General features: G+C 74.1%; 14 protein-coding genes and 1 riboswitch. Of the genes, 8 read left to right on the forward strand and 6 right to left on the reverse strand.

Translation table 11 applies throughout. From position 1 onward, the window contains the following. The first annotated feature begins 98 nt into the window (after nucleotides 1-98). The 5 genes from AB7F12_RS10340 to AB7F12_RS10360 all read left to right on the forward strand — a co-directional run bounded on the left by AB7F12_RS10340 (nucleotide 99) and on the right by AB7F12_RS10360 (nucleotide 5,997). Complete coding sequence (locus tag AB7F12_RS10340) at nucleotides 99-2,144, forward strand: hydantoinase/oxoprolinase family protein (RefSeq protein ID WP_428499790.1); 2,046 nt, start codon at nucleotides 99-101, stop codon at nucleotides 2,142-2,144. Beyond that, nucleotides 2,141-4,126 (forward strand): hydantoinase B/oxoprolinase family protein, encoded by a 1,986-nt coding sequence (locus AB7F12_RS10345; protein WP_428499789.1) that lies wholly within the window; start codon nucleotides 2,141-2,143, stop codon nucleotides 4,124-4,126. Before AB7F12_RS10340 ends, AB7F12_RS10345 begins: the two co-directional genes overlap by 4 nt. Next, nucleotides 4,123-4,368 carry a hypothetical protein gene (locus AB7F12_RS10350; protein ID WP_428499788.1) on the forward strand — a complete coding sequence of 82 codons (246 nt, stop codon included), beginning with the start codon at nucleotides 4,123-4,125 and terminating at the stop codon, nucleotides 4,366-4,368. Before AB7F12_RS10345 ends, AB7F12_RS10350 begins: the two co-directional genes overlap by 4 nt. After that, entirely contained in the window at nucleotides 4,361-5,131 is a 771-nt protein-coding gene (locus AB7F12_RS10355; protein ID WP_428499787.1) for an SDR family NAD(P)-dependent oxidoreductase, read from the forward strand. Before AB7F12_RS10350 ends, AB7F12_RS10355 begins: the two co-directional genes overlap by 8 nt. A gap of 188 nt (nucleotides 5,132-5,319) precedes the next feature. Continuing rightward, nucleotides 5,320-5,997, forward strand: coding sequence for a GNAT family N-acetyltransferase (locus tag AB7F12_RS10360; RefSeq protein ID WP_428499786.1), 678 nt, complete (start codon nucleotides 5,320-5,322; stop codon nucleotides 5,995-5,997). A 79-nt stretch (nucleotides 5,998-6,076) separates the two neighbouring features. Here the strand turns inward: AB7F12_RS10360 and AB7F12_RS10365 are convergent, their stop codons facing one another. The 3 genes from AB7F12_RS10365 to AB7F12_RS10375 are packed head-to-tail and all read right to left on the reverse strand — an operon-like array spanning nucleotide 6,077 to nucleotide 9,578. Beyond that, nucleotides 6,077-7,735, reverse strand: a complete 1,659-nt coding sequence (locus AB7F12_RS10365) for a dipeptide ABC transporter ATP-binding protein (protein WP_428517906.1) — start codon at nucleotides 7,733-7,735, stop codon at nucleotides 6,077-6,079. Further along, the gene (locus AB7F12_RS10370) at nucleotides 7,732-8,622 is read right to left on the reverse strand and encodes an ABC transporter permease (RefSeq protein ID WP_428499784.1); all 891 of its coding nucleotides are present in this window, start codon (nucleotides 8,620-8,622) and stop codon (nucleotides 7,732-7,734) included. The genes AB7F12_RS10365 and AB7F12_RS10370 overlap by 4 nt, the downstream gene beginning before the upstream one ends. After that, complete coding sequence (locus tag AB7F12_RS10375) at nucleotides 8,619-9,578, reverse strand: ABC transporter permease (protein ID WP_428499783.1); 960 nt, start codon at nucleotides 9,576-9,578, stop codon at nucleotides 8,619-8,621. The genes AB7F12_RS10370 and AB7F12_RS10375 overlap by 4 nt, the downstream gene beginning before the upstream one ends. 274 nt (nucleotides 9,579-9,852) lie before the next feature. Further along, nucleotides 9,853-9,947: riboswitch (SAM riboswitch) on the reverse strand. Between the two features lie 487 nt (nucleotides 9,948-10,434). Between AB7F12_RS10375 and AB7F12_RS10380 the strand changes: the two genes are divergently transcribed. After that, nucleotides 10,435-11,835 carry a 4-hydroxyphenylacetate 3-hydroxylase N-terminal domain-containing protein gene (locus AB7F12_RS10380; protein WP_428499782.1) on the forward strand — a complete coding sequence of 467 codons (1,401 nt, stop codon included), beginning with the start codon at nucleotides 10,435-10,437 and terminating at the stop codon, nucleotides 11,833-11,835. Nucleotides 11,836-11,932: 97 nt separating this feature from the next. Next, nucleotides 11,933-12,775, forward strand: coding sequence for an SDR family oxidoreductase (locus tag AB7F12_RS10385; RefSeq protein ID WP_428499781.1), 843 nt, complete (start codon nucleotides 11,933-11,935; stop codon nucleotides 12,773-12,775). Between the two features lie 144 nt (nucleotides 12,776-12,919). On the opposite strand, the gene AB7F12_RS10390 is transcribed toward AB7F12_RS10385, so the two are convergent. The 3 genes from AB7F12_RS10390 to AB7F12_RS10400 form a co-directional block, all read right to left on the reverse strand. Then, the gene (locus AB7F12_RS10390; RefSeq protein WP_428499780.1) at nucleotides 12,920-14,659 is read right to left on the reverse strand and encodes a PEP-utilizing enzyme; all 1,740 of its coding nucleotides are present in this window, start codon (nucleotides 14,657-14,659) and stop codon (nucleotides 12,920-12,922) included. Nucleotides 14,660-14,856: 197 nt separating this feature from the next. Further along, a complete protein-coding gene (locus AB7F12_RS10395; RefSeq protein WP_428499779.1) occupies nucleotides 14,857-15,585 on the reverse strand; it encodes a TetR/AcrR family transcriptional regulator in 729 nt (242 codons plus the stop codon). Between the two features lie 775 nt (nucleotides 15,586-16,360). After that, nucleotides 16,361-17,590: a cytochrome P450 gene (locus AB7F12_RS10400; RefSeq protein ID WP_428499778.1), complete on the reverse strand. Its 1,230-nt coding sequence runs from the start codon at nucleotides 17,588-17,590 to the stop codon at nucleotides 16,361-16,363. A gap of 171 nt (nucleotides 17,591-17,761) precedes the next feature. On the opposite strand from AB7F12_RS10400, the gene AB7F12_RS10405 reads away from it, so the two are divergent. Continuing rightward, nucleotides 17,762-18,568, forward strand: a complete 807-nt coding sequence (locus AB7F12_RS10405) for an SDR family oxidoreductase (protein WP_428499777.1) — start codon at nucleotides 17,762-17,764, stop codon at nucleotides 18,566-18,568. The last annotated feature ends 23 nt before the right edge of the window (nucleotides 18,569-18,591 follow it).

An 18,591-nucleotide genomic window follows, 5' to 3' on the forward strand; every position in this document is an offset into this window, starting at 1 on the left:
GGTTTGGACCTGTGTCCATGGCGCCGGTCACACGCCGCCGCGACGATGTGGGGGTCGGACGCGCCGCAGCGGGGCGGGCGTCACCGGGGAGGTCGGGCATGTACCGGATCGGGATCGACGTCGGCGGCACGTTCACCGACTGCGTCGCGGTGAACGAGGACACCGGCGAGGTGCGGACCTGCAAGGTCCCGACGACGCCCGCGGACCAGTCCGACGGGTTCGTCGCCGGTGTCGAGGCGCTCGGCATCCCGATGGAGGACATCTCCCTCGTGCTGCACGGCTGCACCGTCGGCCTCAACGCGGTGCTCACGCGCACCGGCTGCCGGATCGGGGTGATCACCACCGACGGCTTCCGCGACGTGCTCGCGATGGGCCGGGGCCAGCGACCGGGCAGCGACCAGTTCAACCCGCGCTGGCAGCGCGAGTTCGGCGACGCCCGGCGACCGTTCGCGCCGCGGCACCTGCGGCGCACGGTGCAGGGGCGCATCGACCGCGACGGCCGCGAGGTCGTGCCGCTCGACGAGGCCGGGCTCGAGCACGAGGTGCGGTTCCTCGTCGAGCAGGGCGTCGAGGCGATCGTGGTGTGCTTCGTCAACGCCTACGCCGACGACAAGCACGAACGCCAGGCCGCCCGGATCGTCGCCGACGTCGCACCCGGCCTGCCGTGCTGGACCTCGACGGGCGTGCACCCGTGCTTCAAGGAGTACCCGCGCTTCTCGACGGCGGCGGTGAACACCTACGTCGGCCCGCTGGTGCAGCGCTACCTGGACCGCGCGCAGCAGCGCCTGGCCGCGATGGGCTACGGCGGCCCGCTGATGCTGATGCAGTCCAACGGCGGCGTGCTGCCGGCGACCACGGCGCGCGACCGCCCCGCGTACACGCTGCAGTCGGGCCCGTCGGGCGGGGTGATCTCCTCGCAGCGCGGCGGCGGGCGCATCGGGGCGGGCAACCTGATCACCCTCGACATCGGCGGCACCAGCGCCGACTGCGCGATCGTGGCCGACGGGACCCCGGTGGTGACCACGGAGCTGGAGCTGGAGCACGACGTCGTGATCGCCCTGCCGGCGCTGGACGTGCACAGCATCGGCACGGGTGGCGGCTCGGTGGCGTGGGTCGACGCGCGGGGCGCGCTGCGGGTGGGCCCGCACAGCGCGGGCGCCGACCCGGGCCCGGCCTGCTACGGGCGCGGCGGCACCGACGCGACGGTGACCGACGCGCTCGCGGTGCTGGGCGTGCTGGCCCCGGCGCAGTTCATGGGCGGGGCGGCGACGTTCGACACCGACGCCGCGGCGGCCGCGGTCGCCCCGCTCGGCGAGGCGCTGGGTCTGGACGCACCGGCTGTCGCGCAAGGGATCGTCGACGTGGCGACGGCGGCGATGGTCGAGGCCGCGCGGGAGGTGTCGGTCTACAACGGTGTCGACCCGCGCCGGTTCGCGCTCTACGTCTACGGCTCGGCGGGCCCGGTGTTCGGGGCGCGGATCGGGCGGGCCCTGGGGTGCGAGTCGGTGGTGGTGCCGCCGCAGCCGGGCGAGGAGTCGGCCTACGGGCTGGCGCTCGCCGACCTGCGCTGCGACGTCGGCGAACCGGTGGTGAAGGAGCTCGGCTCGCTGCCCGCGGGCGCGCTCGACGACGCCTACGCCCGGCTGTCCGACGACGCCCGCCGCACCCTGGGCGAACGCGAGGACGTCGAGGTGACGCGCTGGCTCGACGGCCGCTACCAGGGACAGACGTGGGAGACCCCGGGCGTCCCGGTGCCCGAGGGGGAGCTCGACGCGCCCGCGATGGCTCTGCTGCGCACCAACTTCGACGACACCCACCGCCGGACCTGGGGTTATGCGGTGGCACACGCCGACGTGAAGGCCACGATGGCGCGGGTGACGGCGACGGTCGCGCTCGGCACCCCCGATCCGCCCGCCCTGGGCGGCGGCGGGGCCGCCGCACCCACCGCTACGGCGCGGATCTTCCGTGACGGGGCGTGGCGCGACACACCGATCGTCCAACGGTCCACATTGGGCGCGGGGGCGCGGGTCGCCGGCCCGGCGCTCGTCGTGCAGCCGACGGCCACGACGGTCCTCGACGACGGCGACACCGCCGAGGTCCGCCCGTCGGGGCATCTGGTGATCACCTGGGAGGCGACGCGATGAGCGAGCACACGAGCGATGCGGTCGAGCTGGAGATCGTCCGCAACGCCTTCTACGCGACGGTCCGCCAGGCGGGCCGGATCATCCTGCGGTCCAGCTTCTCCCCCATCATCCGGGACGCGTTCGACTTCTGCGTGACCCTCGTCGGCCCGATCGCGCCACCGCGGCTGGACCTCGACATCGTCGCCATGAACGAGAGCCTCGCCCACTTCTCCGGCGTCATGCCCTACATGGTGCGCAACCTGGTGTGGGAGTACGGCGCCGAGAACCTGCGCCCCGGCGACCTCATCGCCTACAACAACCCGTTCAAGGGCGGCAACCACGTCTACGACAACGGGTTCTTCCGGCCGGTGTTCGTCGGCGACGAGATGATCGGCGGGGTCGCGGTGAAGGCGCACCTCGTCGACATGGGCGGGGTGACCGCGGGCGGCTACTCGGTGCGCAAGCGCAGCGTGTTCGAGGAGGGCGTCGTCATCTCCGGGGTGCAGGTGTACCGCGACGACAAGCCGTTCGTCCCGGGCTTCAACCTGTACTTCGACAACTCCCGGCTGCCCCAGAACATGCTGGCCGACCTGCAGGCGCTGCACAGCGCGGCCTCGTTCGCCGAGCAGCGGCTGCTGGCGCTGGCCGAGCAGCACGGGGTCGAGACGCTGCACGAGGCGATGGCCTACACACTCGACTACGCCGACCGCTCGACCCGCGACGGTCTGCGGGCGCTGCCCGACGGCGACTTCGTCGGCGAGGACGGCATCGACGCCGACGCCTACAACGACGAGCCGTACGTCATCCGCACGACGGTGCGCAAGCGCGGCGACGAGGTGGAGGTCGACTTCAGCGGGACGAGCCGGGAAGCGGCGTCCTCGGTCAACTGCTCGGTGTTCGACGCCATCAACGGTGTGTTCACCGCGGTGAAGTTCCTGTGCGACCCCGACAACCCGAACAACTCCGGGGCGTTCCGCTGCGTGAGCGTGGTGATCCCGGAGGGGACGTTCGTCAGTGCCCGCCCGCCCGCCGCGACGACGATGTACTTCGACGCGGCCGAGGCCGTGTTCAACGCGGTGACCAAGGCGTTCCTGTCGGGCGCCCCGGCCGAGGCCGGGTTCGGTGGGCACTACGGCACGAACATGGGACTGCTGATCACCGGTTCGGTCGGGACCGGGCCGGCGGGGCCGCGGCGCGGGATGCCACCGGCGGTGGCCGAGCAGCTGGCGGCGGCGACGCAGTCGATCCCGGCGGTCGTCGACGACCCCGACGCGGCGGGCCGGCGGCTGTTCGTGGCGCCGCTGTTCGCGCTCGGCGGGTTCGGCGCCTCGGCCGAGGGCGACGGTGAGAACTTCGTGTCGATGAGCCAGCAGAACCTCATGGAGATGTCCGCGGAGGCCATCGAGGAGGACCACCCGGTCATGGTGCTGCGCAAGGAGTTCGCGGCCGACTCGGGCGGCCCGGGCGAGCACCGCGGCGGCGCGGCGGTCGTCTACGACCGGATGGTCGTCTCGCGCGCCGACGTCTACCCGCTGCTGCTGCACCTGCGGGTGCTGCCGTGGGGGTCCGACGGCGCGCACCCCGGGCGCCCGGGCGCGGCGTGGGTCGGCCGCCCCGACGACCCGCCACCCGGCACGGACGTGGCGCGGGTGTGGCTCGCGGGCAACGGCGACACTCCGCAGCTCCGGCCGCTCGGCGGGTACTTCGACGACGAGCACTCCCCCACCGACCGCGAGTCCGGGACGTGGGTGAACGGCCTGTCCGACATCGACGCGACCCCCGGCACGATGGTCCGCGTCCGCACCCCGGGCGCGGGCGGCTGGGGCGATCCGCTGCGGCGCGACCCGGCCGCGGTGCTGCGCGACGTCCGCGACGGCTTCGTCACCGTCGACGGGGCGCGCCGCGACTACGGTGTCGTCGTCACCGGGGACCCGGCCACGGCGCCGCAGGAGCTCGCGGTCGACGAGGCCGCCACCGCCGCGGCACGGGAGGGAACGCGATGACCATGCTGTTCGGCCGGCCCGAGGAACCGACGCTGTCGGTGACCCGGACACCGCTGCACGAGACGTGCCCGGAGTGCGGCGGCGACGGCGTCGAGGGCTACCCGATGCTCGACCTGCGGGGCTGGTGCCTGGTCGCGCGCTGCCCGGCGTGCCTGCACGTGCTGCGCCGCGAGCCGAGCCCGACCCCGTTCGGGTTCACCTACGTCCCGTTCAGCGCGCACCTGCGCGACAGCGGTGGCTGACCGCGTCGCCGTCGTCACCGGCGCCTCGGGCGGGATCGGCCGGGCCACCGCCCGAGCCCTGGCGCGCAGCGGTTTCGCGGTCGTCGTGACCGCGCGGGAAGTCGGCCGGCTCGACGCCACCGTCGACGAGCTGCGCACGCTCGGCGCCACCGTCGAGGCGGTCGCCTGCGAGGTGACCGACGAGGACTCGGTCGCCGCGGTGGCGGCCGCCGCGGACGGGCTCGGGGTGGTGCACACCGTCGTCGCGAACGCGGGGGTCCCGGGGCCGGTCGCGCCGCTGCACGAGGTCACCGCTGCGCAGTGGCGCGACTGCCTGGCGACCAACCTCGACGGCGTGTTCCTGACGTTCCGCCCGTTCCTGCCCGGGCTGACACAGCGCCGGTCCGGGGCGCTGATCGCCGTCGGGTCGATGACGGGCAAGCGCCCGATGGCCGGTCGCGGGCCGTACGCGGCGTCGAAGCTGGGACTGATCGGGCTGGTCCGCACGCTGGCCACCGAGCTCGGCCCGTCGGGGGTGCGGGCCAACTGCGTCTGCCCCGGCCCGGTCGACAGCGAGCGGCTCGACACCCTCGTGCGGCGCAACGCCGACCGCGACGGCGTCTCCGAGGAGCAGGCCCGCCTGGCGTTCACGGCGATCTCGCCGATGCGCCGCGCCGTCACCGCCGACGAGGTGGCCGCGGCGTGCGCGTTCCTCGCCTCCGACGCCGGGGCCGGCATCACGGGCGAGGACGTCAACGTCTCGGCGGGTGCGGTCATGTACTGACCGCGCCCGCGGACCCGGCCGGGTGACCGTGAGCGCAACGATGCGATCCCCACCTCGGAAATCAACACCCCGGGCCTGTCGTTGAGCGACACGTGAGAGCGCGCACGGCTGCGGCCCCTGGCAGGAGCGGGACGACGATCCCGTCCGACGTACGACCCGGACCCGCGGCGGACCCCGCCGCGGAACAGGTGCTCGACAACGCCCCCTTCGCCTCGCTGAGCGGCCCGCACCGCCGGTTCGCGCAGGAGCACGGGACGGCGCTGCGCTACCGGCCCGACGTGTCGGTGTTCGCGGCGCTGCCGGACGCGGCGGGCCCGGCCGACTGGGCCGACCTCGCCTCCCTCGCCGGGCCGGGTGCCGTGCTCGCCCTGTTCGGCCGGGCGCCCGACGAGGTCCCGCTCGGCTGGCAGGTGCTCGAGACGGGCCCGGGTGTCCAGCTCGTCGGCGACGGGCTCGTCACCGCGCCCGACGGCGAGGCCGTCCGGCTCGGGGCCGCCGACGTCGACGAGATGCTCGCGCTGGTGGCGCTGACCGAGCCGGGACCGTTCGCGGCTCGAACGGTGGAGCTGGGCACCTACCTGGGCATCCGACGCGGCGGCGCGCTCGTCGCCATGGCGGGTGAACGGCTGCACCCGCCGGGATGGACCGAGATCAGCGCGGTCTGCACCCACCCCGACCACCGCGGGCAGGGCCTCGCGACCCGGCTGGTCCGGGCCGTCGGCCACGGCATCCGGGAGCGCGGCGAGATCCCGTTGATGCACGCGGCCGCCTCGAACGAGAACGCGATCCGGCTCTACCTGTCGATCGGGTTCCGGCTGCGTCGGCACACGACGTTCATGGCCGTGCGGACCCCGGCGGCCCGATGAGCGCACCCGGCCCGGTCCGGCACCGGTTGCGCCCCGCTGGCGGGGCGGCGCGGGTGGTCCAGCACCGGCCGCGCGACGGTCATCGGGCGAGGCCCGCCCTCCGGTCCCGGGTGCCGGCGACGGCGGCCAGCAGCTCACGTGTGCAGTCCGCGCGCGGCGAGGCGAACAGCTCCTCGGTGGGTGCGAGCTCCAGGAGCTTCCCGTCGCGCATGACCCCGACGCGGTGGGCGACGCGGCGCACCACGGCGAGGTCGTGGGAGATGAACAGGTAGGCGAGCTGCTGTTCGGTCTGCAGCTCCGCGAGCAGGTCGAGGACCTGGGCCTGCACCGACACGTCGAGCGCGGAGACGGGCTCGTGGCACACGACGAGATCGGGTTCGAGCGCGAGCGCGCGGGCGATGGCGACGCGCTGGCGCTGCCCGCCGGAGAGCTCCGCGGGCCTGCGGTCGAGTACCGACCCCGGCAGCGCCACCCGGTCGACGAGGTCGGCGGCCCGGGCCCTGCGCTCGGCGGCGGAGCCGACCGCGGAGGCGCGCAACGGCTCCGCGACGACCTCGGCGATGGTGAAGCGCGGGTCGAGGGAGGCGTACGGGTTCTGGTGGACGAGCTGGGCCCGGCGCCGCAACGCACGCCACGCCTCTCCCCGCAGCGTCGTGACGTCGGTGCCGTCGAAGCTGGCGGTGCCCGCGGTGGGGTCGGCGAGGCGCAGCACGAGCCGCGCGGTCGTCGACTTCCCCGAGCCCGACTCGCCGACGAGCGCGAGCGTCTCGCCGCGGCCGAGGTCGAAGGAGACGTCGTCGACGGCGCGCAGGACCGCCCCGCGCCCGGCCGAGCGGGGCAGCGGGAAGTCCTTCACCAGGCCGCGGACCGACACCAGCGGCGGGGTGGCGGTGGGCCCGCGGCGGGCGGGCCCGACGGTTCGCGCGGGCGTCGGCGGCGCGGAGGCGGCGGCGAGGCCCGGCGCGGCGGCGAGCAGCGACCGGGTGTACGGGTCGGTCGGCGCGGCGAGGACCGCAGCCGTCGGGCCCTGCTCGACGAGCCGCCCACCGGACATGACCACGATCCGGTCGGCCCGGTCGGCGGCCACCCCGAGGTCGTGGGTGACCAGCAGGACCGCGGTGCCCGACTCGCGGGTCAGGTCCTCGACGTGGTCCAGGATCCGTTTCTGGACGGTCGCGTCGAGCGCACTCGTGGGCTCGTCGGCGATGAGCAGCTCCGGCCCGGCGGCGATCGCGATGGCGATCAGCACGCGCTGGCGCATACCGCCCGACAGCTCGTGCGGGTACTGCCGCGCCCGCACGTGCGGGTCGGGCAGCCCGGCGCGTTCGAGCAGGTCGATCGCGGCGAGGCGGGCACTGCGGCGGCCGGCCAGGCCGTGCACGCGCAGCGCTTCGGCCACCTGGCCTCCGACACGCTGCACGGGGTTGAGCGAGACCGTCGGGTCCTGCGGGACGAGCCCGATGCGGGCGCCCCGGATCGGGCGCATGGTCCGCTCCGAGCGCCCGAGCAGCTCGTCGCCACCGAGTGTGACGCTCCCGGCGCCGACGGAGGCGTTGGGCGGCAACAGCCCGACGACGGCGTGGGCGAGGGTGGACTTGCCGGAGCCCGACTCGCCGACGACGGCGACGACCTCGCCGGGCGCGACGTCGAGCGACACCCCGCGCAGCGCGGGCAGGTCGATCCCGCCGGTCCGGTAGGCGACCTCGAGGTCTCGGATCCTCAGCAACGGGCCGGTCACCGGGCCGCCGCCCACTCGCCGTCGAGGGCCCGGGAGACGCGGTTGACCGACAGCACGGTCGCCGCGATCGTCAGGCCGGGCATGGCGCACAGCCACCACGACGTCGCGAGGTAGTTGCGGCCCTCCGCGATCAGCGACCCCCACTCCGGGGCGGGCGGGGGCGCGCCGAAGCCGAGGAAGCTCAGCGACGAGATCGCGAGGATCGCCATGCCGAACTCCAGGACGGCGAGCACGGCGACGGGTCCGGCGGCGTTGGGCAGGACGTGGCGGCGCAGCGTCACGTACCACCGGGTCCCGACGGCCCGCGCCGCCTCCACGTACACCGACTGCCGGATGCGCAGCGTCTCCGTCCGCATGACGCGGGCGAAGCCGGCGACGCTCGCGACGCCGACCGCGATCGCGACGTTGACCGTCCCGTAGCCGAGCGCGGTGATCAGCGCCAGCGACAGCAGGATCGCCGGGATCGCCATCAGGACGTCGACGACGCGCATGAGTGCCTCGTCGACCCAGCCCCGGACGAACCCGGCCAGCAGCCCGACCAGCCCCCCGGCGACGAGCGCGACCGCCACGGCGATCACCGTGGCCTGCAACGACAGCGCCGCCCCGTGCACGACGCGGGTCCAGATGTCGCGGCCGAGGTGGTCGGTGCCGAACCAGTGCCCCGGCCCCGGCGGGCGCAGCTTGTGCGCGGGGACACCCACCGACGGGTCGCCCGGCGCGAGCAGCTGCGGCGCGAACGCGGCCACCAGCACGGTCAGCACGATCAGCACGGACACGGCGAGGCCGGGGCGGCGCAGCAGGAACCGGCCGGGGCCGACCCTTGACGGGCGGGCCGGTGCGGGCGGCGCCCCGGCCCCCGCCGCCTCCCGCACGAGCAGTTCGCTCACGCGCGCACCCCCGTCGCGATCCTCGGGTCGAGCAGTGGGTGGACCAGGTCGACAGCCAGGTTGACCAGGACGAACACCAGGGCGGCGAACACGACGATCCCCTGCACCAGCGGGATGTCCTGGGCGCCCACCGCGGTGACGGTGAGCCGGCCCAGGCCGGGCCGGGTGAACACCGTCTCGACGACAACCGTGCCCGCGAGCAGGTTGCCGGAGACGAAGCCGAGCACCGTCAGCGCCGGCACGGCCGCGTTGGGCAGCGCGTGGCGCAGGTGGACGGCGACCGGGTCGGCACCCTTGGCCCGGGCGGTCGTCGTGTAGGGCTGGTCGAGCGCCTGGGTCAGGCTCTTGGCCAGCACCTGGGCGACGAGCGCGCCCGCCGCGATGCCGAGGGTGACCGCGGGCAGGATGGCCGAGCCCGTACCGGCGACGCCACCCGACGGCAGCAGCCGCCAGCCGAACGCCACGATCTGCACGAGCATCAGCCCGACCCAGAACACCGGCAGCGACACCGCGAGCGACGGCAGCGCGAGCAGGAGCTGCCGCAGCCACCGCTGCCGCGTGTACGTGGCGACCAGGGCCAGCGCGCCACCGAACACGATCGCGAACCCGAGGCCGAGCACCGCGATCTCCAGCGTCGGCGGCAGGGCCTGCGTCACCGCCGCCGCGACGCCCTGGCCGTTCTGGATCGACGTGCCGAAGTCGCCGGTCAGCGCCGCGCCGAGACGGTGCAGGTACTGCACGGCGAACGGCTCGTCGAGCCCGTAGCGGGCACTCAGCTCGGCGAGCTGCGCCGGGCCGACCGGTTCACCTTCCAGGCCGCCGCTCGCCATCGTCGCCACCGGGTCGCCCGGCAGCAGGTGGAGCACCACGAACGAGACCGTGAACGTGGCCCACAGCACCCCGGCCGCCAGCAGGACGCGGCGACCGAGGTACCGGGCCAGGGGTGGGACGGTCACTGCGACGTCCAGGCGTCGTGGAGCTGGCTGCGCGACGACGCGTCGAAGGTGACGCCGGAACGGCGCCGGTGACCGGCGAGGGGGGTCGAGCGCATCGGGGGTGTGTCCTTCGGGCATGCCCGCACGTCCCCGGCGCCGCGGTCGTGCGGCGCCGAGGAGGTCGGGAGGGTGAGCGGAGGGGGCGGTCGTCCGGCTCAGGCCGGACAGGCCGCGCTCGTCACCCGCAACAGGTCGACGTGCAGCCGGTATGCGCCCCGGTAGGCCCCCATGACCGCCTCCATCGTTCCCGGCATGAGCACCCTCGCCCGCGGTCGCGGGGGGTTGCTGCGGCGTCGTCGAGCCAGGTCTCTCGGCCGCTCTGGATGGTTCCGACGGTCACCCGCCGGGATTCGACAGTACGGAGCGGCAGGTGGCTCCTGTCAATCCGGACATCTGCTCCCGCGATGTGGAACGGTCGGCGAACCGGTCCGGTCCATCCACCCCGACGGACCGTTCCCGCAGGTGGACGTCGTGGGTGTCCGACGGGCCGGCCGACCCGTCCACGCCGCGGGCCCGCCGGGAGTGGCCGCGGCCACGTGCCGCCCCGGTTCCCGGACGCAGCCGGTCCCCCCGGGACGGCGCCGTGCGCCGCTCCCCGCGCCCGACCTCCCGCGTGCGTGGGCACCACCGGCCCGCCACCGGCGCTTGTTCACGTTTCCTAAACAGCAGACCGGCGCCACATTGACGGGTTCACACTGCACCGGGGACCGTCGAGCCGGGACACGGTCCGGCAGGCCGATCGGCCGTTCGTTCCGCTCGCCCGTCGTTCCCCGCCGTTCCGCACCCCACTCGTTTCCGTAGCCGGAGGTTCCGCACCATGTCCCTGCGCACCGCCCAGGAGTACCGCGACGGTCTCGTCGACGGCAGGCGCGTGTACTACCAGGGCGAGCGGGTCCCCGACGTCACCACGCACCCCGACCTGCGCGCCGCCGTCGACCACTCCGCGCACTGCTTCTCCATCGCCGCCGACCTGCCCGACCTCGCCGTCCGCAAGGACACCGAGATCGGCGACCACTCCGCCTTCTACCACCTCCCCCGCACCGCGGCCGACCTGCGCGCGCGGGGCACGCTCATCGAGGAGGTGTCGCGCCGCGGGGCCGGCACGATCGTGCTCAAGGAGGTGGGCTCCGACGCACTGTTCGCGTTGCTGCGGGCCACCGAGGGCGACGGGCTCGCCCACGCCCGCGCCTACTTCGACCGCTGCCGCCGCGACGACCTCGCCCTCGCCGTCGCACAGACCGACGTGAAGGGCGACCGGTCGCTGGGCCCGTCGCAGCAGGCCGACCCCGACCTCTACCTGCGCATCGTCGACAGCGACGCCGACTCGATCACCGTACGCGGCGCCAAGACCCACACGTCGTTCTCCGCCAACGCCGACGAGATCGTCGTCCTGCCCACCCGCGCGATGGGCCCCAGCGACGCCGACTGGGCCGTCTCGTTCGCCGTGCCCGTCGACACCCCCGGGCTGAACCTCTACGTCTCCCCCTACCTCGCGGGCGAACGCGACGGGTTCGGCTTCCCCATCTCCTCACGGCACAAGCTGCTCGAGTCGCTCACCGTGTTCGACGACGTCCGCATCCCCCGCGACCGCGTCTTCCTCGACCGGCGCCCCGAGCTGGCCGGGCCGCTCGCGATCGCGTTCGTCGACTACCACCGGTTCACCGCGATCAACTACAAGCTCCCGCTGCTCGACCTGCTCGTCGGCGCGGCCCACCTCGTCGCGGACGCCAACGGCATCACCCGCGCCGGGCACGTCCGCGACAAGATCGCGCGGCTCGTCGCCTGGGCCGAGACCGTCCGCGGCCTCGCCGAGCTGGCCGCGCTGCGGGCCCGCGAAGGCGCCCAAGGGGTCTGGCTGCCCGACCCGCTCACGGTCAACATCGCGAAGTACACCTTCGCCCACGGCTACCACGAGGCCGCAGCCACACTGGTCGACCTCGCGGGCGGGCTGCTCGCCACCGGACCGGGCGTGCGGGACTGGGAGAGCCCCGGCATCCGGCCCGTGCTGGAGAAGTACTACGCCGCCGCGGTACCCGCCGAGCAGCGGCTGCGCATCCTCAACCTCGTCGCCGACATCACCGCCCGCGACTACGGCGGCTACCAGTCCGTGCTGGCCACCCACGCCGAAGGTTCGCTGGAGGCGGAGAAGATGCAGATCGCGCGGTCCTTCGACGCGGCGCCGGCGATCGACTACGTCCGCGGCCTCGCGGGCATCTGACCGACTTCCACCGCGCCCGGTCCGAGGCCGGTCCGATCACGATCGGAACCGGCGTCCCGTCGAGCCCCGCGCGGACTTCCCCCGAGAGGACGACGTCGTGACCTCGACATCCACCGACCCGCTCGCCGGGCGCACCATCCTCATGTCCGGCGGCAGCCGCGGCATCGGACTCGCCATCGCCGTCGCGGCGGCGGCCCGCGGCGCCAACGTCGTGATCCTGGCCAAGACCGACACCCCCGATCCGCGCCTGCCCGGCACCGTCCACACCGCCGTCGACGAGATCGAGCGCGCCGGCGGTGCGGGCCTCGCCGTCGTCGGCGACGTCCGCGAGGAGGCCGACGTCGAGCGTGCCGCCGCGGCGGCCGTGGACCGGTTCGGCGGCATCGACGTCGTCGTCAACAACGCCTCGGCGCTCAACCTCACCGGCACCGCCGACCTGACACCCAAGCGATACGACCTCATGCAGGACATCAACTCCCGCGGCACGTTCCTGCTGTTCCGGGCCGCGCTGCCGCACCTGCGGGCGTCGGACCGGGCCCGGGTCGTCACCCTCTCCCCGCCCGTCACCACCGCCCCGCACTGGCTGGGCAGGTTCCCCGCCTACGCGCTGAGCAAGATCGGCATGACCATCCTGACCCTGGGCTGGGCCGCCGAGTTCGCCGCCGACGGCATCGCCGCCAACTGCCTGTGGCCCGAGACCGCGATCGGCACCGCCGCGGTGCAGAACCTCCTCGGCGGTGACGAGACCGTCGCCCGCTGCCGGGAGCCACGGATCATGGCCGACGCCGCGACGGCCCTGCTCGACCTGCCGCAGGACCGCACCGGCGAGGTGTTCCTCGACGTCGACGTCCTGCGCGAGGCCGGCGTCACCGACTTCTCCGGCTACGGCGGCGGCGACGACCCCGAGCTGGACTTCTTCGTCGACGAGCTCTCCTCCTGATCCCCCGGTAGCCCCGCCCCGCCTCGGACGGGCGGGGCCGGGTCGCCCCGGACCGGCGCACGCGTTCCGGCGCGGCCGGGGCCGGACCCGGGACGCACTCGACCTCGTCGCGGCCGCCACGACGTCGGCCCGGCGACGACCGGGTCAGACTTCGACGATCGTCACGGTCGCCGCGGTGCCGTCGACCTCGATCATCGCGCCGTCGGGGATGCGGCCGGTCGCGTCGGTCGCCGAGACCACGCACGGGATGCCCAGCTCGCGGCTGACGATCGCCGCGTGCGAGAACGGGGCCCCGACGTCGACGACAACGGCCGAGGCCGCGACGAACAGCGGCGTCCAGGACGGGTCGGTGATCGGCGCGACCAGGATGTCGCCCGGCTCCAGCGCCGACGGGTCGTCCGGGTCGCGCAGGACCCGGGCCCGGCCGCGGGTGACCCCGGTGCAGCCGGAGACGCCCTGGATGGTCTCCCCCGCCACGGCGATGGTGTGCGTCTTGTCGGCACGCCGCGTCCACTCCGACAGCGGCGGTGCCTCGCCGACGACGACGAACGGCGGCTCGTAGTCGAACAGCTCCAGGTAGGTCTTCTCCCGGTCGCGCACGACCTGGGTGAACTTCCCCGGCTCGGCCAGGTACGCGGGCAGCTCGTCGGCGAACAGCATGAAGATCTGCTTCTCGTCGTCGAGGTGGCCGGCCGCAGCGCCGCGACGGCCCAGCTCGAGTGCGGGCAGACGCAGCTCGTGCACCAGCATCGCCGACGTGGTCCGCGACCGCTCCCGGCCCCGCAGCCACAGCGCGGCGGCACGCAGCGCGACCTCGAACTGACCCGCGGCCTCGGCGTTTCCCGCCACGATCTCGCGGACGATCTTCGTCGCGGCCTCGCGGTCGTCGGCGCGCTGGGCGTTCTTCACCGCCGGCGCCTCGTCGTCGCCGACGCCGCGCATCCGGTCCACGGTGTGGAGCACCAGCTCGGGCCGGAGCGACCACGTCGAGGCCCGCAGCTCCCACTCGGCCGGGCCACGGAAGTCCCACTCGGCGAGGAACTCGTCGAGGGCGCCGCGGAAGGCGACGACGTCGGGATCGTTGCTCGCGGTGATCCGCTCGTACAGCCCGGCGACGCCACGGTCGAACAGGGCCGCGACCGCGCCACGGCGGGCCGTGCGGCTCAACGCCCACATGCCGTTCGACGGGCCCGCTGAGTCGACGTCGCCGATCCCGCTGACCAGCGTCAGCCCCAGCTCCGGCTTGCCGATGGCCGCAGCCAGCTGGCCGATCGCGCCCAGCCCGACACCGGACTTCAGACTGGACTCGATGTGGTGCTGGAAGAACCGGCGCTGCACATCGGCGAACGCGGTGATCCGATCGGCCAGCTCCGCGTCGGTGAGCGAGGCGATGTCCGGGCGTGCCCCCCGGATCGCGAGCACCTCGGCGCGATCGGCGTCGTAGGCCGCGAGGTCCTCGGCGAGCAGGACGTCCTGCATCAGCCAGACGCCCGCCTTCGCCGAGAAGGCCGGGTCGTCGTCGAAGTCGCGCTTCTCGCTCTCGTAGGACGGGATGCCGGGCATGTCACCGAAGTACTGCAGGTCGACGGCCTCCGCGCCCATGCCGGGCACCCGCACGCCGAACAGCCGCATCAGCGACATGTTGATGTAGAGGTAGCTGCCGAACGCCGGGAGGATGTTGCGGTCGACCGCGGTGTCGTACAGGTCGTGGTCCCAGACCCCGCACGCGACGAACGCGTCGCGCCATCCGGGTTCGAGGTTCGCCTGGAACCCCGCGGAGGCGTTCAGCGGGGAGATCGGGTCGGGGAAGATCTCGCCCACGTTGGCCCGCGAGTAGAGCGGGAACGTTGTCGAGGTGCGGTCGAAGATCGGCCAATCGGTCACCGGAATCGGTCTCCCTCGTCACTGAGGCTCGGGGATCGAGCACGTACCAGGAGCGCGGGCACGGGGCCCGCGAGTCGTCGGAGCGCGCTGCCTCAGCAGTTTCTGCGACGAGCGAGTCACATAATTGCGTGCCCATCCCTGTGTGTCAAGCCACACACGGGTGCCGTGCGGTGACGAACGGGTCGCGACGGCAGCGCTCAGCCGACGGCGGGACCGGCGCCGACCCGGCCCGCGTCCGCGACCGGAACGGGGGCGTCGACGTCGACGATCGGCAACGAGCGGTGCCACACCTGCGCGACGGCCGCCGCGAGCTGGTGGATCCGCTCCGGCCGCGGCGCCTCCGCCGGCAGGCCGATGTGCACGTAGGCGGTCTGCTCGATCGCCGAGCCCAGCACGTCGGCCAGCAGCTCGAAATCGGCCTCCGCGAGACGCCCCTGCTGGTGCAGCCGCCGCAGCCAGCGCGACGTCCGCTCCACGTAGCTGCCCCGCTGCCGCAGCCACAGCTCCGCGAACCCGTCGTCCGAGCTGGTCGCGGCCGCCTCCCGCATGACCCTGAGGATGTGCCGGTTGCGGGCGTAGGAGGTGAAGTACGACGTGGTCAGCGCGACCATCGTGGCCAGGTCGACGCCGTCGCCGATCCCACCCCGGGCCGTGGAGGCGTGCAGCTCGTCGAGGCTCGGCCGCAGCGCCTCGAGGAAGATCTCGTTCTTGCTCTGGAAATGCCGGTAGAAGTTTCCCTGCGACACCCCGGCGCGGAACACGATGTCGGAGATCCGGGTGCGGGCATAGCCGTACTCGGAGAAACAGCTCAGGGCGGCGTCGAGCAGCTCCTGGCGGGTCCGCAGGCCCCGGACGTTCTTCCCGCGACGGACCGGGCGGCGTTCGTCGTCGGAACCTGCGGGCACCGACGCGGCGTCATCGGACATGGCGCGCCCCCTGTCGATCGCGTCTTTGTGAACGACCGTCACCATATCGCGGATGCCCGCCCACGCGGCCCACCCGCCCCGAGCCGGGCCGCAGCCGGCCCCCCACCGCTCCCGTCCGCGCCGTCCGCGCCATCGCGGCCGAGCGTGTCGTCAGAACGCAGCCGCCGCGCTGATGACACGCCCGCGGGCCCACCCCCGCCGGACGTGTCGTCAGAGCACGACAGCGACGCTGTTGACACGTCGCGGACGACGCCCACCGAGCGTGTCGCCAGGGCACGCGGCACCGCTCCAGGGATATCCGCGCGGTCGACCACCACCGGATGTGTCGGCAGCGCACCGCCACCGCTCTAGTGACACGTCCGCGGGCCCGACCGGCACCGGAGGGGTCGTCAGCGCCCGGCAGCCGCACTGGTGACACGCGCGCCCGGTCGAGGTCGGCGGTGGTGCGCAGGACCGCCGCGCGGAGTCCGACCTGCGCCGGGACGGCCAGGTGGGGCGGCATGCCGACCTCAGTGGCGATCACTCCGGTGAGGGCGTCGACGTGGTCGTCGAGGGCGGCGGCGAGGCGGCGGACCACAGTGATGCGGTCGTCGAGCGGGGTGGCGGCCCACCCGGGCAGACGGCGGCGGTGCCGGCGGGGCCGTGTGCGACGCCCTGTCCGGTGGCCGGGTCGACGATGGCGACGGCTCGCCGCGCGAGCGCACCCAGTCGCCGCCGACGAGGTGCTCGGAGCGGTCGCGGACGAGGTCCGCGCCGGGCCGCGCCGCCGGCCGCGTCATCGGCGGCCCCGGGTGACCCGCACCGGGAGCCGCTTGATGCCGCGGAACCAGTTGCTGCGCAGGCGGTCCGGCTCACCGAGGACCTCGACGTGGATGTCGCGGGCGAGCATCTGTTCGTAGAACACGCGCGTCTCCATCCGGGCGAGGTGCGCGCCGAGGCAGAAGTGTGGGCCGACGCCGAAGCCGAGGTGGCGGTTGGGGGTGCGGTCGAGGCGGAACTCGTCGGGGGCGTCGAAGGCGCGTTCGTCGCGGTTGGCCGCGGCGAACCACAGGACGACCTTCTCCCCCTTGCGGACGGTGGTGCCGTGCAGCTCGACGTCGGCGAGCGCGGTGCGCCGCATGTGCACGACGGGCGAGGTCCAGCGGATCATCTCCTCGATGCCGCTGCGCAGCAGTGCGTCGTCGCCGGCGCGTAGGCGCGGCCACAGGTCGTGGCGGGCGAGTGCGTCGACGGAGCCGGAGAGCAGGTTGCGGGTCGTCTCGTTCCCGGCGACGGTCAGCACCATGTAGTAGGGGTTGAGCCAGTCCTGGGTGATCGGGGCGCCGCGGAACTGCGACTGCACGAGGGTACTGACGACGTCGTCGCGCGGGCAGCCGCGGCGCTGTGCGGTGAGCTCACCGAAGTAGGCGAACAGCTCCTCGCGGGCGCGCGCCGCGGTCTCGGGGCCGGCGGAGTACTCGGGGTCCTCGCTGCTGGACTCGTTGGTCCAGCGCAGCAGCAGGTCGGCGTCCTCGACGGGCACGCCCAGCATGGGCGCGAACACCAGCAGCGGCAGCCGGGACGAGATGACCTTGACGAAGTCGAACTCGCCCAGCTCGAGGGCCTCGTCGAGCAGCGTCGCGGCGACCTCCTCCACGCGGCCGGCGAGCTTCTCGACGGCGCGGGGGGCGAAGGTCGTGGTCAGCAGCCGGCGCATGGGGCCGTGGTCGGGGGCGTCCATGTTGTGGATCTGGCGCGGGCCGTCGCCCTCGGCGCGGCGGCTGGGGATCTGGGTGCCGTCGGCGTTGCCGAAGCGGGCCGCGTCCTTGGCGGCGGCCTCGACGTCGGCGTAGCGCGTCAGCGACCAGAAGCCTTCGCCCTCGCCGGGGCCCGCGTTCCAGAACAGCGGGGCTTCGTCGCGCAGCCGCCGGAACACCTCGCCGTCGTGGTCGGCGGCGAAGATCTCGACGTCGAGGAGGTCGACGTCCTGGGGGTGGGGCACCGGGCACGTGTTCGTCGCGACCATCCACCGACTCCGTCCGTTCGGGCGCGCTGCACGCGAGAATGTTCGGGGGCACCGCAACCGTCGAACACCGAGGCCCCCTATTTTGCGACTGAGCCTATACATCTCACGGGGCGGATGGAAGAGTGACGACGGACAGCAGCTGGACGGGGACCGCCGACGGGGACGGGGACGATGGACGTGAACAGCACCTTCGCCGGGCCACGGCGACGGCTCGTGGTCACCGGCGCCGCGTCGGGCATCGGTGCCGCACTGGCCGCGCGGCTCGTGGCCGCCGGGCACGAGGTGATAGGCGTCGACCGTGACACCGACGGCGTGCCGCCCGGCGTCGCGGCCCTGCGCTGCGACCTGACCGACGCGGCCGCGACCGCCGCCGCGATCGGCACCGTCACCGCGGCGGGCGACGTCGACGGGCTCGCCGCCGTCGCGGGCGTCCCCGGCACCGCACCCGCGCACACGGTGTACGCCGTCAACGTCCTGGGCCTGCGGCGGTCCGCCGAGGCCCTCGCGCCGTCGATCCGTCCGGGTGGCGCGATCGTGCTGCTGTCGTCGATGGCCGGCTACCGGGGCACTGCCACCGATGCGCAGGCCGCCCACCTGCTCGGTCTCGACGACGACGCGTTGGCCGCCGGCCTCGCCGCGCTGGGCCTGGACGGCCCCGACGCCTACCAGCTGTCCAAGCAGCTCGTGCACCACTACACGATGCGGCTCGCCGCCCGGCTGCACCCGGCCGGGGTGCGGGTGCTCAGCGTCAGCCCCGGCCCGGTGGAGACGCCGATCCTCGCCGACTTCCGGGCGACGATGCCGTCGCTGGACGTGGCGGGCGAGCTCGTCGGCAGGCACGCGCGGCCGGCGGAGATCGCCGCGATCGTCGACTTCGCGCTGTCCCCCGACGCGTCGTGGCTCGACGGTACCGACGTGCGCGCCGACGGCGGCCTGACCGCATTGCGCGCCGCCGCCGCACCCCTCCCGGCGTTGTGACTCATTCGTCGCTTCTTCTGTCG

This window comes from Pseudonocardia sp. (assembly GCF_050250275.1).
In the GTDB taxonomy this organism is placed as follows: Bacteria; Actinomycetota; Actinomycetes; order Mycobacteriales; family Pseudonocardiaceae; genus Pseudonocardia.